Raw genomic sequence first — 14,632 nt, forward strand, 5'->3', positions numbered from 1 at the left:
GACAAATCGAACCGTTTCTTTTTTGAATTTTTCACTATAACGTTGCCGTTGTTCACCCATGTGAACCCCTCCTTGGTATGATGATGCCATTCCGTTATAGAGGTGTCTACCAATCATACTAACAGCAGGAGATCCGCTATTTGGCTTTCCAGCACTCCAAATGGCTGTCAAATAGGGTGATAGCGGAACGGAAGTCCGACAAACCTGAAAAACAGGCTTGTTTGGGGCATTTAGCGGAACCAGTGTCCGGCAGGCAGCAGCCGGGCAATCAGACGATGTGTGCCCGGCTGAGCAGCCAAACGATGCCGTCCGCCGGGCTCCGCACTGTGCCTCCAATCAGTTATTCTGAAATTCGTCTTCCTTCGAGCAGTCGTTCAATCCATTCCTCATCCGTACTCATTTCCTCGATGACAACCTGCCCGTCGATCACTGCGGCAAAGCGGCCTTCGCCGAGATACAGACCGGCAAGCTCTGCTGCGTCTCCGCCGTCTTCGTCTGCAAAGAACATGAGGTCTCCTTGCTCGAGTTCTTCGATATGAATTTCTTCGCCGCTTTCGCGAAGAGTTTCGGTAGACGATGGCAGTTCAATGCCGGAGCCTTCCTCGAAGATCTGCTGAATAAATTCGGCCGAAGATCCTTCGTAAGAGTCACCTTCATAGTCTTCCGCAAGCAGTGCTTCCTCGTTTTCCTCCTGCGGCTGATCGTACGTCCTGCTGCCGAGGTAGCGTGACGGCCAGTACGAGCTGGTCGTCAGGTCGACGATGGCTACACCGGAAGACTGCGTGGCAACAATCATTTGATTATTGCCGATATAGACGGCTGGAATGATGCTGGAGCCTTCAAAGAACATCAGATCGCCGCGTTCCATTTCGTCTCTGGAGATTTCTCTGCCTTCCTGCCATTGTTTCTGTCCATAGCGCGGCAGGTCGATGTTCAGCCCCTGCTTATAAATGTACTGTGTGAGGCCGCCGGTATCAAAGCCTTCTTCCGGTGATGCGCCGCCAAGCTCGTAATCGGTGCCGATTAACTGATAGGCTTCATAAACGGCTTCATTATCATAATTGATTGATAAATCGTCAAATCGTTTGGCGCCGGTGAAATGTTCCTTCCAATAATCGTTCATGTACGAGATTGTTGTTTCTCCTTCTTCTCCGGTGGCATGGGCAAAATGGTCATCGCCAAGGTAAATGGCGGTATGAGAAATGCCTTCCTGCCATGTTCCGGAGAAATAAAGAACGTCCCCGGGCTGCAGTTGATTATCGAGTTCAATCGAATTGATATCGGTTCCGGCGTCAAGAATGGTTTCGCCGACCTCCCACTGCTTGTAGCTGATCCGCGGCAGATAGACACCGGAAGAGTTTCTAAACGCTGTTTGAATCAAGAAGGAACAATCAAATGCGTCAAGTGTGCTGCCTGTCATTAAATATGGGGTGCCCATGTATTTCATCGCTTCCCGAATCACAGGATTTTCATGGTCCGCATAGGTGTCCGGGTTGGATTTGGACAGTAATTCGTCCGAATAGCGGACAGCCCCTTCATATCGATCGGCATAATAGGTGTGGTGATCAAGATGCTGCTCAACGACGTCGTTGGATGGGGTGGAAATGATAAACTGGCGGTCTCCAGTGTAGATTCCGGCGTTTAAATACGAGTCCTGGAAAAAGACAAGATCGCCAGGCTGCAGTTCATCCTCGCTGATTTTTTCTCCGGCATCATAAAGACCGGCCGGCTTTTTCGAGAGCAGGCTTCCGGTAACCTCCTGATATACGTAGTGCACTAGTGAACCACTGTTAAACCCGTTTTCCGGATCCTCACCTTCGCTGTTATACGGGCTTCCGAGGAGATCTCTTGCCTCCTCGACAATCTCATTGTCAGTTGGTGCAGGCCCGAGATTGTCTTCTGTGTATTTTTTCGCTCCGACATAGGCGTCCGACCAGTAGTCGCTCGTATCCATATTTCTTTCAGAAATGCCGTCACTTGTCACGATCACAAACCGGCTGTCACCGATATAAATGCCGGACATTAAATACGTCCCCTGGAAAAAGACGACGTCTCCTGCTCGTAAATCCTCCCGCTCCACCGCTGTGCCGATGCTCTGCTGCTCCCGGGCGTAGCGTGGGAGGGAGACTCCTTTTGCTTCTTCAAACACATATTGAACAAATTCAGATGTAATGTAATTTTCGCTGTTTTCGCCAATGCTGTCGACTGCGAGCTGCGCGGCCGGATCATCATACGATTCCTCTGTTCCGATCCCTTCTCCTTCTTTAAAAGAATCGTTCAGCGTGCGCGCGACGAAGACAGAAAACTGGGCCCGAGTCGTATCATTATTCGGGCGGAAGGTATTGTCTTCCGTATAACCTGTCGTCACCCCGGCGGCTGCAATCGTCTGCACCGCCGGATAAAACGTCGTTCCTTCTCTCACATCGCGAAAATCGTTCGCTGCTTCAGCCCTGTTGTAATCAAAGGAGCGGTCTAAAATCAATGCCATCTGCCCGCGCGTCATTTTCGCATTCCCGATATACTCACCGTTTCTTCCGGTAATGATCCCTTCGTCATAGACAGTGGCAGCATGCTCATATCCGGAAAAAGACGGGCTGATATCTGTAAATGGCGGATCAGGCCGTCCATCTGTCTCCAAATTCAGCGCTTTAATGATCATTGATGCTGCCTGGCTCCGCTTTACGGACTGGTTCGGCCGAAAGGTGTCGTCATCGTACCCTTTAATAATTCCTTCATCGGCGAGAAATTCAATTTCATCCACGGCCCAATAATCTTCTCTTACATCAGAAAAAGCTGCTGCCTCGGCGGACGAGACGGAATCAAAGACGGCGTACGCAAACACCAATGTAACTATGTATCTGCCGGCTTTCATACATAACCCAACTTTCTTTTTAATAATCCCCTACTATTGTGTAACTTTTATACCCACTCCTTTCCTTGAAAGTTTTGAAATAAAACGAATAATATGCATAAATTTTACTCAGATGCCAAAAGAACAAATAATACCTATTCCAAGTTTGGGGTGACTTTGTTCGTGATTTTAAAAGAAACGTGTCACATGCTATTCATGTTGGATGACTGACTGACATATTCATTTAAAAAGGAGGGAGCTTGTGTGAGGTTAACTTTAGGAATTTTTTCTATCGTATTATCTGTGTTTGTAATTTTTCAGTCGATCATTGCAGGAGTCGGTAACTTGTGGATGGGTGGAAACGAAGTAAGCGGAATGATTGGGATTATGATAGCTGTCGTCATGTTAGTTTCAGGTATCTTGACGGTGGCCGCTAGAAACAGCAGGGGAACTCATCTCACCGCTGTGGTATTTTGGGTGATTGCCGGGGTCCTTGGATTTCTGTTTTCCTCCGATTTTAAGGATTTGAATGTGTGGGGGGCGCTGTGTATTGTGTTTGCGCTGCTGAGCTATATTTATATAGTCCGCAAACTTCCTAAAGAAAAGAACGAAGAAGAATCGGCTTAATTTTTTCCCTGTGAAAACAGGGTTTTTTTCTTTTCATCTGAGTGCCTGTGGATGCGGACAGGAGAACCGTTATTCTTTAAAATAATGCACTTTATGAATGGTTGGCGGACAGCAGATACGCTATTTGCCTGAATGACGGGGAAATGTGCATTCTTTTTAGCCATTAACGAAACTCATATCCGGAAAAGCCATCAAACCAGGCTGTTTGGAGCAAATAACAACCATTGTCCGCAGAATCTACTGCTGCCCGGCCAGACTTATTCCCTCAGACAAAGGTCTGAGCCATGATGAAGGCCATTTCGGGATATATGTTTTAGACGGTGGAACGATGTATTGTTTTGAAAAGCCTTTTAAAATATATTATGAATCACTTATATAAACAAAGCAGAAAGGGAGTTCATTATGAATGAATCACATGACCAGCGGAAGGCTGCCGAACCAACAGAAGTTCCTCTCAGGGCTGAAAAAAGAGAATGGATAGGCCTGGCTGTCCTCGCACTGCCCTGTCTACTGCTGGCACTAGATGCCACCGTCTTACACCTGGCTCTTCCACATCTGGCTGCAGACCTGAATCCTAGCAGCACGCAGCAATTGTGGATCCTGGATATTTATGGGTTCATGATTGCCGGGTTTCTCGTCACGATGGGAACGCTCGGGGATCGAATTGGGCGCAGGCGGCTGTTGTTGATTGGAGCAGCAGCATTCGGCGCTGCCTCCATCGCGGCCGCCTATTCGACTAGTGCGGAGATGCTGATCGTGACGCGGGCTCTGCTTGGAATAGCCGGAGCCACCTTAATGCCTTCCACGCTTTCGCTGATCAGAAATATGTTTCACGACCCTGGGCAGCGGACGATGGCGATTGGTATATGGATGATGTGTTTTTCGGGAGGAGCCGTGCTTGGGCCTGTCATTGGCGGGGTGATGCTTGAGTTTTTTTGGTGGGGGTCTGTATTTCTGCTTGGAGTGCCAGTCATGGTGCTGCTTCTTATTGCCGGGCCGATATTATTGCCGGAATACCGGGATTCGAATGCAGGGAGGCTGGACCTTTCCAGTGCAGCATTATCTCTTATAACTCTTTTATCAATAATCTATGGTTTCAAAGACATTGCTAAAAGTGGCTGGAATGTAACACCATTCGTCGTAATTATGATTGGTGTATTGGTGGGTTGGATTTTTGTTCGAAGGCAGCTCAAACTGAAGAATCCGCTGATAGATATTCAAATGTTTAAAAATCGTTTTTTCAGCGGGTCCCTGGGTATACTGCTTCTCGGAACTATCACCATTGGCGGATTCATCTTGTTGTTTGCTCAATATCTTCAAATGGTGAAGGGACTTTCTCCTTTGCAGGCAGGGGTATGGATGGTGCCTTTATCCGCTGGAAGTGTTATCGGGGCTTTGTTGGCGCCGCTGCTCACTCGCTATATGTCCAAAGCTAATACCATTGGAATAGGCTTGGTGTTATCAGCCGTAAGCTGCTTTATGATTACACTGATCGATATTAACACGGGACTGCTTCTCCCTACCATCAGCAGTTTGTTTCTGACGATTGGTATGGGGCCGCTGATGGTACTCACGACTGACTTGATCATTGGGTCCGCTCCCCCGGAAAAGTCAGGCTCCGCAGCATCTTTATCAGAAACGAGCGGAGAGCTTGGTATTGCTCTTGGTATTGCTGCATTAGGAAGTGCCGGCGCCGTCGTATATCGTTTGCAGTTCGCTGTTCCTTCAAACGTTCCCCCGAAATCAGCTGAAGTCGCTGGAGATAATCTCGCCGGTGCTTTAACGGAAACGGGCAGGCTATCAGGAAATTCGGCGTCCGAGCTGCTTCTCTCTGCACAGGAGGCTTTTCTGAGCGGTATGAATGTCGTGGGAGGGCTCAGTGCCGTGATCCTACTTGCCCTCGCCATTTTTGTAGGAAGATTGGGGGCCGGCGTGGGGGCCAGGCCCCGCCAAAAATTACACAATTAATTTTTATGCGTGATTGTGGGTTATTATTAAACAGGCGGGGCCTGGCGGGCTGGGATGGGATGGAGAGCAGAAAATGCTTCCGATTATCAATAAATTGATAATCGGAAGCATTTTGTTTGAGGAAATCAAGATTATCTTGTGCTCCGGCGGTGTACTATTTCACATACACCGCCAGGAGGGTAAATTCATTATATTTGGTGACCTGGTATCTTTTATCTTTCTATCGAATATATAATTAACAATAAATAAAAAATGTAATTAGATAATAATTTATTGTTTATCGATAAATATCGTGCTAAAATCAAATCAAATAAACATTAAACAAATGAGGTGCGTGTTATGAAACGTGGATCAACGCTTTTTCTAAAGGCAGCTGTTATTTTTATGGGACTCCCGGTCCTTGCTTTGTGCATATTTCTGGTGCCGGAGATCGCGAATTTTGCAGCAGAATTGTATCCGGATATGACTTATATTAAATATTTCGTATTTATCGATTTGTACGCAACGGCGATTCCTTTTTATGCTGCTTTGTATCAGGCGTTTAAGCTATTAAACTATATTGACAAAAACAAAGCCTTCTCGGAATTATCGGTAAAGGCTTTAAAGAACATAAAAAATTGTGCTGTCATCATCGGTATCTTGTATGTGGCAGGCATGCCGCTATTCTATCTCGTGGCGGAGAGGGACGACGCCCCTGGTGTCATCATACTTGGAATGATCATGATTTTTGGTGCGATGGTTATTGCGGTTTTTGCAGCCGTTCTCCAAAGACTTTTACAGGATGCCATCGAAATAAAATCGGAAAACGATTTAATAGTCTGATCTGAGGTGAACAAAATGGCAATTGTAATCAATATTGACGTGATGCTTGCGAAAAGGAAAATGAGCGTGACAGAGCTTTCGGAGAGGGTCGGAATCACGATGGCTAACCTTTCTATCTTGAAAAATGGGAAGGCCAAAGCGATTCGTTTATCCACGTTAGAGGCGATTTGTAAGGCTTTAGAATGCCAGCCCGGCGATATATTAGAATACAAAAATGAGGAAGACATGCCGGGTGATCAAGGTAAGGTTACGTGAGTCGGAAGGGGAAAGAAAGGTATTCGGCAGGGGGCCTGATCGAGCGGTCTCATCGTCTTTTTAGCAAAAGCCTTTGGAGGAAGAAGTCATGAGACCACTAAAGCAGCTCATTCGTTTTGGCTGGGAACAGGCGCTCTCCTGTTTGTTTCCTGTCGTTATTTTTACCTCCCTGGCTCTGACCCAATTCGTGCCGCTTCCTTTCCTGCCGCGCTACGACTGGCTCCTCCTCATCTGCTTGTTCATGCAGTGGTGGATGGTGCGCACCGGCCTTGAAACATGGGATGAACTAAAGGTGATCACAGTGTTTCACCTTATTGGCCTTGCTCTTGAACTGTTTAAGGTTCACATGGGCTCTTGGTCTTATCCGGAAGAGGGATATTTCAAGCTTTATGGAGTACCCCTGTACAGTGGGTTTATGTATGCGAGTGTAGCGAGCTATCTTTGTCAGGCGTGGAGGAGACTGAAGGTGGAACTGGTGAATTGGCCGCCGTTTTTCGTAGTCGTCTCGCTTGCAGCTGCGATTTATTTGAATTTTTTTACTCATCATTATTGGATGGATATTCGCTGGGGCTTATCTGCCCTTGTTATTATCCTTTTTTGGCAGTCCCGGGTCACATACGAAGTGAATGAAACCCGTTACCGTATGCCGATCGCTCTCGCTTTTGTCCTCATCGGATTTTTTATATGGATAGCTGAAAATATCGCAACATTCTTCGGAGCCTGGGAATACCCGAACCAGGCTGAAGTATGGAGTCTCGTTCATTTAGGAAAAGTGAGTTCATGGCTCTTATTAGTGATTGTGAGCTTTCTTATAGTCGCGACGTTAAAGCAGGTAAAGGGAAAACGGCATCCGACGTAACTTGGAACGGGCAGAAGTCCGAATGCCCTGCTAGACGATTATTAATATCCACGAGACATCACTTCCTGCTTCCGCTTTTCCATCGTTGAGCCGGATTCTTTACGTGCCATGCGACGCAGTAACTTCGGTACGATCAAGAAACCCGCAATCGTCCAAATTCCAAGCACACCGAACATTTCAAGGTGCCGCCACGATTCTCCGATCTCAGCCAATGCCGCACTTTCTGGAAGCAATGCAGAACGCATACCGAGGCCAAGCCAATACACAGGGAAGATTTGGGCGATTCCCTGCAGCCAGACCGGCAGCCCGGTAATAGGAACAAAAATACCAGAAATGGCAGTCAAGGCGCCGATCGGCAGCATCGTAACATTAAAAGAGGAAGCTGTGCTTTTAACGACTGAACCGACGACAGCTCCCCAGGGAAGCGTGGCTAATATCCCGATGATAAAAACGAAAAATAACATCAACCATCCCGTCCAGGGTGTATTTGCCAATCCTTTAATCAAAAATAGCCCAGGAACAAGCAGCATGATGACACTTACTAAAGAATAGGACGTCACACTCATAATCCGGCTGATTAAATAGCTGATCATGCCATTTGGCGTTGCTTTGGCCCGGAGCAGCGTTCCATCTTCTCGTTCATATGTCAATGTCGTAGCTGCTCCCATAAATCCTCCAAACACAACGAGCATGCCGAGCAGACTGGGAAGGGCAAACATAGCCAGTGCCATATCTGTGCCCTCGATGGTACGATTGCGCTGAAAATACAGTACAATTAAAAATACGATTGTCATAATAATGTTAAAGCCAAAATCCTGAGGATTTCTCAGCATTTGTTTAAATTCAATCCACCCGCGTGCCACCCCAAGTTTCGCTGCATGTAATACAGGATTCATTCTGTCCCTCCCTCAAAGGCTGCCAATGGATGTTCCAAATCGCCCTCCGTTTTTATTTGCTGAACCATTTTGATATACGTGTCCTCGAGCGTTGCCTTGCGCACTTCAAGGTCCGTGATGGCGTCGCCGTGTTTTTCAAATAAGGTTTGAACAAACCGCGCGGCATCCTTTACGTCCTCTCGAAATCGTTCATGGTTTACTGCCCAGCGAACCTCTGAGGTACCTTCCACTTGTTCTGCCAACTCTTCTGCACTGCCATTGGCAGCGATAATGCCTCCTGCAAGAATAAGAATGCGATCGGATAACTTTTCCGCTTCATTCAGATCGTGTGTCGTTAACAGGATCGTGGTTTCTTCCAGTTCGGACAAACGGCGGATAACTTCATGAAAATCACGGCGGGCTTGTGGGTCAAAGCCGGTGGTCGGCTCATCCAAAAACAGAATCTCCGGATTGCCTATTAAGCCGATGGCCACATCCAGGCGCCTTCGTTGCCCGCCTGACAGACTGCTCACTTTTTGATACATCTGTTCCTGCAGACCTACTTTATCAATTAATTCCTTTGCATCCATCGGTCTCAGACGAGTGGAAGTAGCATACGGTTCGTAATACTTCCCCAGATGATTCAGCAGCTCATATACTTTCCATTTCGGATGATCCCGCCAGGACTGCATGACAATTCCAAGATGTGCTCTCCATGACTCGTCGCCATCTTTTGGAGGCACACCCAATACACGAACATCTCCGCCAGAAGGCACGCGAAAACCCTCCATCACTTCGATCGTGGTCGTTTTTCCAGCTCCGTTCGGCCCCAATAAAGCAAGCACTTCCCCGCGTTTCACGGAAAAATTGACGTCTTTTAACACTTCTTTTGAACCATAGCGCATATGTAACTGCCGTACTTCAATCACATGATCTTGATTTTGAGAAAAATTCTCCATCGACAGTACCTCCTTTCAAAAATAATATCCACTTCGCCTTGGTTGTGCGGCAGTGTTGCCGACTAATAGATAGTATTATTGTATTCTTTTATCGGGAAAATAACTATACCTCTGGCATTATAAAGTTAACCAATAGATAAAGGCTTGATTCTTTAGCGTTACAGTTTTTGTTCGGGAATCTATGATTTTCTAGTAGCTTTAGCAGCAATAAAGGAGGTGGAGGGAGATGGTATTAGGGGATGATTATTAGTTTCAAATAAGTTAAACTATCGAAAACTAAAATACTACGAGCTTTCAACTTTGGGATATTAACGTTTCTTCTACCGTTGGTCGTGCTTTTGTTTTTTTATAATAAAAACTCACCTGCTCACCTCATTACTCATTTTACTAATTCCAGTCGATCGGACATCTTATCTGATAAAGAAAAAACCTACTCAATTTAATATCACATTTTCCAATTATGTTGCATAACTTTCATTTTAACGTCACATAAAAAATATTAAAAATTTTATTTCCATTTGTAAGTGGTAAGTTTAAATAACAAATAGAAAGGAGTGTGCCAATGGGAAAAGTTATTTTAGACATCTCTATGTCACTGGATGGCTTTATCGCCGGTCCGAACGTTAACCACAGGCAGGGACTTGGTGAGGGAGGAGAAGTTCTTCATGAGTGGCTCTTTAATGGAGAGAACCCTAGTAAATTTAATGAGTTTTTTAAGCTTTCCAGCATTAATAGGAGAGTTTTTGATGAATCATTTGGTACTACAGGGGCAATTGTGGCAGGCAGGCGGACGTACGATCTTACAGGTGGATGGGGAGGAAGCCATCCTATTCACGGAGTTCCGGTATTTGTACCCACCCATGACGTTCCCGAAAAGGTGCCCGAAGGAGAAACTGCGTTCACCTTTGTTACCGAGGGTATTGTAAGTGCCGTTGAACAGGCTTTAAAAGCCGCGAATGACAATAATGTTCAGGTGATGGGCGGGGCGGATACCATTCAACAGTGTATGAAAGCCCATCTCAGTCCTGCTCTCATTCTCGGGAGCAGGGAAAAGCCGCAGTCGAATTTTTCACTTCGGTTAAAACCATAACCATTACACCTTAAAGATAATTTGTTCAGGCCGGCATAGATCAGGGTGCCGGCCTGAAATCTTATCTGGCGAAAATAGCAAAGCGAGTAGAAGGTTCTGCAATTTTCAATGTAATATTTAACCCCTCTTATATTCATCTAATAAATTCTTCTAGCTAATTAAACTATTATGATCCCTTCTTAATATTATCCTATGAGAAAGTTGTAATATTTTCAAAAAAAGTATATGAAGTGAAAATTATTACCAGGTTGTTGTATGCTGAAATAGATAATACTAGAAGGGATTGCTTATGATGAAGGAAAAACAGTCGCCGTTAAAATTAGTTGTAGGAATTACATTAGGTATTACTGTCCTGCTTGTGGCCCTGGTTATTGTTGGCAATATGGATTCTGAGTCGAATGAATCTACAGTGGAAAACCACGTCCCGATCGATGGACAGCCAGTCTTAGGTGAATCGGAGGCTCCTGTAAAAGTAGTAGAGTTTGGAGATTATAAATGCCCTGCCTGCAAAGAGTGGGGAGAGAGTATTTTTCCTCAGCTGACAGATGAATATGTGGATACAGAAAAAGTAGCGTTTTCCTATGTGAACGTCCTGTTTCACGGGGAAGAGTCTGAGTTAGCCGCTCTGGCAGCCGAATCCGTCTATCAACAAGACCCTGACGGCTACTGGGAATTTCATAAAGCTCTTTTTGACGAACAGCCCAGTGGTGACCACGACAGTGAATGGGTAACAGAGGAAAAGATTCTGGAAGTAGCGGAAGATGTGCCGAATGTAGATACAGATAAACTGGCGTCAGACATCGAAAACGGTGCAGCAATGAATGAAGTAAATAAAGACACAGAGTTAGTCAATGAGTTTGATATCCAGCTGACCCCTACTATTATCGTAAATGACACTGTCATTGAAGATCCATTTGACTATGAAGCTATTCAAACAACGATAGAGGAAGAGTTAGAAGGCAATGAATAACAGAAACAAAATAGATATTAACTCATTATTTCTATATTCCGCCTGGCTCGTTTCGCTGATTGCAGCACTTGGGAGTTTATATTTCAGTGACATACGAGGGTTCGTGCCATGTGAGCTTTGCTGGTATCAGCGAATCTTCATGTATCCATTGGCTATAATACTAGGAATTGGCACGTTTCAAAATGAAATTTCTGTTAGAAAATACGCTCTTCCGTTAGCCATCATTGGCTGGCCCATTTCTTTATTTCACTATCTGGAACAAAAAGTTCCGGGCTTTGCCAGCATCAAACCGTGCGTGAACGGCGTTCCCTGCAATACTGAATATATTAACTGGCTTGGATTTATTACAATTCCATTTCTCGCACTGTCAGCTTTTACGCTTATTATCGTATGTATGATATTAATAAGGTCGGACCTAGGAAAAGAATAATAGGCTACGTGCGGAACAGTCCGGAAGCGGCAGTTCATGGTGGTTTCTCCGGACACTTTGGTTCCGCAATCAGTATCAAAAAGCCGTGTTTTTGGGATTTGCCGGACATGGGTTTCGTAAATGGCCAAAAAGACAGCTAAATTCCTCTCCATTCAGTCAAATAGCGTATCAGATGTCCGCTGAGGCCCGAGCTTTATTTTAACCGCAGGGGGCATTTTAGTCCTTCGCCCCCTACTTTAAGCTTCTCTCTTTTCCTTCCAATAAACAAATTCTTTCTGATTGTTCAAACACCTATTAAACCTATGGTAAGGCAAATTTGCCTTAATTTTTTTAAAAATAATAAATTCCTTTACAGGAATATTCTTTTTTAGGGAATTAAAATAAGCAGAATTAACGTAAGTAAAACACCGTCTTAATCGAAGTGGTGGTTTTCTTTTATCGGGATAGACTAAGAAATCGTTACCATTATGTAAAATTGCCAGGCTTTATTTTTGCCTAAAGGAAACTTTTTTGTTTACATACAAATGAAGAGGGATTATAATGATTATAAATCCTCCTTATTAGGTGGTTTGCCATAAGAAAGAGCTTGCCAGCGTAAGCTCTTTCTTTTTGTTATACTGCAAGCGAATGTATTACAATCTCTCCTTTTACAAAGAAAGCATAATAGTAAAAACATTCTTCATTTAATGGATTTTGTCCATTCCTTGTTTACCCATTTACGGCAATTAAGAATTACTTATTCTAAAGTTAAGCTTGCATTTATTTCGTAATGGTTATCATAAAGAATAGTTTGTATTAAAATAAAGGAAGTGTGTTTAAAAGAGCGACGATGGGAGGGAAGCGTGGCCGCTGAAAATAGGCTACGCAAAGGTATGAAAAACGATGAGTACCGGCCAGTTGCCACATCTTTATCTAGAATGACGTTAGCACAAAGAGTGGAAGAACAGCTCGTAGATTTATTATTGACGGCTCAGCTAAAGCCGGGGGACAAACTTCCAACTGAAAAAGAACTAGTTGAGATGCTTCAAGTCAGCAAACCTGTGATGAAAGAAGCGCTCAGCTCCTTAGAATCGCTTGGGATTTTAACAAGAAGAGCAAAAGACGGAATATATTTTAATGAAAAAGTGGGAACAAAACCATTTTCAACTATGCTGTCCTTAATGACCGGTAATTTAGAAGCAGTGGTGGAGGCAAGAATGACGTTAGAGCTGGGGTTAGTCACTTTTGCAGCCGAAAAAATTACAGAAGATGAACTCCGTCAATTAAAGAGAAGCATCGAAGCCATCGAAGCCACTGATGATAATGATTATGGTGATCAAGATCTCAAATTTCATCGCATTATTGCGTTAAGTGTTGATAATCCCATTATCCAGGGAATGGTTGATTCTCTCTTGGTTGCACACAAAAAGGTTAATATGCAAATTCAAAAAAGAGAAAAATCAAAGACGATTTCACATCATAATGCCATTTATGATGCTTTAGAAGCTCGAGATCCTCAAGCAGCTTACCAAGCGATGTACCAGCATTTGAATTTTGTCCGTAACAAAGTTTTAGACAAAGAAAATTAATGCAGGCATCTTCTTACTATGCCGAGAGTAGGAGGGGTTTTTTAGACGACGTGAAACAGATGGAAGGTGCGTTAGAGGAAAGATTTTAATATGAATCCATCAATCGAATCGGAACTTCTTCTATACAGCAAAATAACTTTAATTAAGGAAAATAACTCTCCTTATGGGAGGGAATTACTTTGCAGACGATTGAACAAGTATAGTCATGTATCCTATCCTCCCGATTAAAACATTTAACATACTTTTATCAATAATGAGGATGTATAGATTTTATATCTTCATTTATTTCTTGTTTAAGTAACTGGCGCTTTAGCTTAGCAAGCCAAATTCAAATGTCGATTCTTTAGAGTACAGGAATTCGACCTTTTTAGGTTGAACTCCTCTCGAAATTTCTGAAATGTAGACGGTGACTCCTATTTATAAAACAATAAAGAAATAGGTGGTTTATAGTGCAAAATATCGTTTAAAATAGGTGCAAAACAACTCCAAAAGTGAAATTTAAATCCTTCTAACCTTATTTCGGACTGAAACAATATCTTTTAAATTGACGGTATAATCGGAGATTTCAAATTGTAGTTATATTGTATAGAACGTACAAACCTTAAGACTTAAAAAAGCCTATGTGATAAGGTTTTATCCTTAGGCAAAGTCATATATACTTTTTTTGGTGGTTATAATAGTTTTTCTACAAAAAAAGCAGGGTGGAAACCCTGCTTATGTTATACCTTCATAGATATAGATTTTTATGATATAACTTTAACAGTTATAGGGTAAGAGTTTATCTGTTTCGATATTTTACCAATTTTCAGAAGTAACTATATCTCCCTTTTTTAAAAACTCATAAGGATGAATAATTCCAGAGGTTGCTACTATAGGATATCCAGTAGAATAATATGCTTGATATACTAATTTAGAGCAATATGTCGGATCTTTTGACGCGATGTTCGCCGTTACCGAATAGTCAGCATGAGAGAAATCTTTCACATACTCTTCGGCCCATGTTGCTGCTTTTGATGGATCACCTCTATATTTACTGTCAGCTCTCACAACCTTTGTAGAATGATACTCTTCAAACCATTCCGAAATAGAGATTCTTTCAGGGTTAGCACCTGGTCCTGAAATATGAACAGCATATGTATTATCTATAACTATCCCAGCATGACCAGTAATGCCTTTACATTCATCCTCATCCTTACAATTTGTTGTTTTTGTAACTAAAATATCACCAGGTTCAACAGTAGCTGTAGTACTTGGATAGCTAGCCGCACTTACATGATTACTTTGGAAAATTAATACAAGACAGAGTAAGAATATAGATGATACTATTAACTAATAATGTTGGCCCAATTTTTATAACC

At 43.6% G+C, this 14,632-nt stretch carries 14 protein-coding genes; 9 read left to right on the top strand and 5 right to left on the bottom strand.

Going from position 1 to position 14,632, the window contains the following annotated elements:
* Nucleotides 1-340: 340 nt before the first annotated feature.
* Complete coding sequence (locus ACE4RR_RS10165; protein WP_375535314.1) at nt 341-2,872, bottom strand: NlpC/P60 family protein; 2,532 nt, start codon at nt 2,870-2,872, stop codon at nt 341-343.
* Between the two features lie 243 nt (nt 2,873-3,115).
* On the opposite strand from ACE4RR_RS10165, the gene ACE4RR_RS10170 reads away from it, so the two are divergent.
* Nucleotides 3,116-3,478 carry a hypothetical protein gene (locus ACE4RR_RS10170; protein ID WP_375535315.1) on the top strand — a complete coding sequence of 121 codons (363 nt, stop codon included), beginning with the start codon at nt 3,116-3,118 and terminating at the stop codon, nt 3,476-3,478.
* Here the strand turns inward: ACE4RR_RS10170 and ACE4RR_RS10175 are convergent.
* Complete coding sequence (locus ACE4RR_RS10175; RefSeq protein ID WP_375535316.1) at nt 3,475-3,642, bottom strand: hypothetical protein; 168 nt, start codon at nt 3,640-3,642, stop codon at nt 3,475-3,477. The genes ACE4RR_RS10170 and ACE4RR_RS10175 overlap by 4 nt on opposite strands.
* A gap of 238 nt (nt 3,643-3,880) precedes the next feature.
* On the opposite strand from ACE4RR_RS10175, the gene ACE4RR_RS10180 reads away from it, so the two are divergent.
* The 4 genes from ACE4RR_RS10180 to ACE4RR_RS10195 all read left to right on the top strand — a co-directional run bounded on the left by ACE4RR_RS10180 (nt 3,881) and on the right by ACE4RR_RS10195 (nt 7,382).
* On the top strand, nt 3,881-5,446 hold the full coding sequence (locus ACE4RR_RS10180; protein ID WP_375535317.1) for an MFS transporter: 1,566 nt from the start codon (nt 3,881-3,883) through the stop codon (nt 5,444-5,446).
* 339 nt (nt 5,447-5,785) lie between these two features.
* Nucleotides 5,786-6,268, top strand: coding sequence for a DUF2975 domain-containing protein (locus ACE4RR_RS10185; RefSeq protein ID WP_375535318.1), 483 nt, complete (start codon nt 5,786-5,788; stop codon nt 6,266-6,268).
* Between the two features lie 15 nt (nt 6,269-6,283).
* On the top strand, nt 6,284-6,523 hold the full coding sequence (locus tag ACE4RR_RS10190; RefSeq protein WP_375535319.1) for a helix-turn-helix domain-containing protein: 240 nt from the start codon (nt 6,284-6,286) through the stop codon (nt 6,521-6,523).
* A gap of 88 nt (nt 6,524-6,611) precedes the next feature.
* The gene (locus ACE4RR_RS10195) at nt 6,612-7,382 is read left to right on the top strand and encodes a DUF817 domain-containing protein (RefSeq protein WP_375535320.1); all 771 of its coding nucleotides are present in this window, start codon (nt 6,612-6,614) and stop codon (nt 7,380-7,382) included.
* Nucleotides 7,383-7,423: 41 nt separating this feature from the next.
* Here the strand turns inward: ACE4RR_RS10195 and ACE4RR_RS10200 are convergent, their stop codons facing one another.
* Together ACE4RR_RS10200 and ACE4RR_RS10205 are read right to left on the bottom strand one after the other, a co-directional pair.
* The gene (locus ACE4RR_RS10200; RefSeq protein ID WP_375535321.1) at nt 7,424-8,278 is read right to left on the bottom strand and encodes an ABC transporter permease; all 855 of its coding nucleotides are present in this window, start codon (nt 8,276-8,278) and stop codon (nt 7,424-7,426) included.
* Entirely contained in the window at nt 8,275-9,216 is a 942-nt protein-coding gene (locus ACE4RR_RS10205; protein WP_375535322.1) for an ABC transporter ATP-binding protein, read from the bottom strand. The genes ACE4RR_RS10200 and ACE4RR_RS10205 overlap by 4 nt, the downstream gene beginning before the upstream one ends.
* Before the next feature lie 562 nt (nt 9,217-9,778).
* Here ACE4RR_RS10205 and ACE4RR_RS10210 point away from each other — a divergent pair.
* The 4 genes from ACE4RR_RS10210 to ACE4RR_RS10225 all read left to right on the top strand — a co-directional run bounded on the left by ACE4RR_RS10210 (nt 9,779) and on the right by ACE4RR_RS10225 (nt 13,274).
* On the top strand, nt 9,779-10,306 hold the full coding sequence (locus ACE4RR_RS10210; RefSeq protein ID WP_375535323.1) for a dihydrofolate reductase family protein: 528 nt from the start codon (nt 9,779-9,781) through the stop codon (nt 10,304-10,306).
* Between the two features lie 289 nt (nt 10,307-10,595).
* Nucleotides 10,596-11,276: a DsbA family protein gene (locus ACE4RR_RS10215; protein ID WP_375535324.1), complete on the top strand. Its 681-nt coding sequence runs from the start codon at nt 10,596-10,598 to the stop codon at nt 11,274-11,276.
* Nucleotides 11,269-11,706: a disulfide oxidoreductase gene (locus tag ACE4RR_RS10220; RefSeq protein ID WP_375535325.1), complete on the top strand. Its 438-nt coding sequence runs from the start codon at nt 11,269-11,271 to the stop codon at nt 11,704-11,706. The genes ACE4RR_RS10215 and ACE4RR_RS10220 overlap by 8 nt, the downstream gene beginning before the upstream one ends.
* Before the next feature lie 872 nt (nt 11,707-12,578).
* Complete coding sequence (locus ACE4RR_RS10225; protein ID WP_375535483.1) at nt 12,579-13,274, top strand: FadR/GntR family transcriptional regulator; 696 nt, start codon at nt 12,579-12,581, stop codon at nt 13,272-13,274.
* Between the two features lie 795 nt (nt 13,275-14,069).
* Here ACE4RR_RS10225 and ACE4RR_RS10230 read toward each other — a convergent pair.
* The gene (locus ACE4RR_RS10230; RefSeq protein ID WP_375535484.1) at nt 14,070-14,600 is read right to left on the bottom strand and encodes a YiiX/YebB-like N1pC/P60 family cysteine hydrolase; all 531 of its coding nucleotides are present in this window, start codon (nt 14,598-14,600) and stop codon (nt 14,070-14,072) included.
* Between the last annotated feature and the right edge of the window lie 32 nt (nt 14,601-14,632).

This window comes from Alteribacillus sp. HJP-4, from assembly GCF_042139015.1.
Lineage (GTDB): Bacteria > Bacillota > Bacilli > Bacillales > Marinococcaceae > JBHIKY01.

Coding starts and splice junctions, on each gene's coding strand:
- ACE4RR_RS10180 (WP_375535317.1), top strand. CDS start 3,881: ATGAATGAATCACATGACCAGCGGAAGGCTGCCGAACCAACAGAAGTT.
- ACE4RR_RS10210 (WP_375535323.1), top strand. CDS start 9,779: ATGGGAAAAGTTATTTTAGACATCTCTATGTCACTGGATGGCTTTATC.
- ACE4RR_RS10200 (WP_375535321.1), bottom strand. CDS start 8,278: ATGAATCCTGTATTACATGCAGCGAAACTTGGGGTGGCACGCGGGTGG.
- ACE4RR_RS10165 (WP_375535314.1), bottom strand. CDS start 2,872: ATGAAAGCCGGCAGATACATAGTTACATTGGTGTTTGCGTACGCCGTC.
- ACE4RR_RS10175 (WP_375535316.1), bottom strand. CDS start 3,642: ATGGCTAAAAAGAATGCACATTTCCCCGTCATTCAGGCAAATAGCGTA.
- ACE4RR_RS10205 (WP_375535322.1), bottom strand. CDS start 9,216: ATGGAGAATTTTTCTCAAAATCAAGATCATGTGATTGAAGTACGGCAG.
- ACE4RR_RS10185 (WP_375535318.1), top strand. CDS start 5,786: ATGAAACGTGGATCAACGCTTTTTCTAAAGGCAGCTGTTATTTTTATG.
- ACE4RR_RS10195 (WP_375535320.1), top strand. CDS start 6,612: ATGAGACCACTAAAGCAGCTCATTCGTTTTGGCTGGGAACAGGCGCTC.
- ACE4RR_RS10220 (WP_375535325.1), top strand. CDS start 11,269: ATGAATAACAGAAACAAAATAGATATTAACTCATTATTTCTATATTCC.
- ACE4RR_RS10190 (WP_375535319.1), top strand. CDS start 6,284: ATGGCAATTGTAATCAATATTGACGTGATGCTTGCGAAAAGGAAAATG.
- ACE4RR_RS10215 (WP_375535324.1), top strand. CDS start 10,596: ATGATGAAGGAAAAACAGTCGCCGTTAAAATTAGTTGTAGGAATTACA.
- ACE4RR_RS10225 (WP_375535483.1), top strand. CDS start 12,579: ATGAAAAACGATGAGTACCGGCCAGTTGCCACATCTTTATCTAGAATG.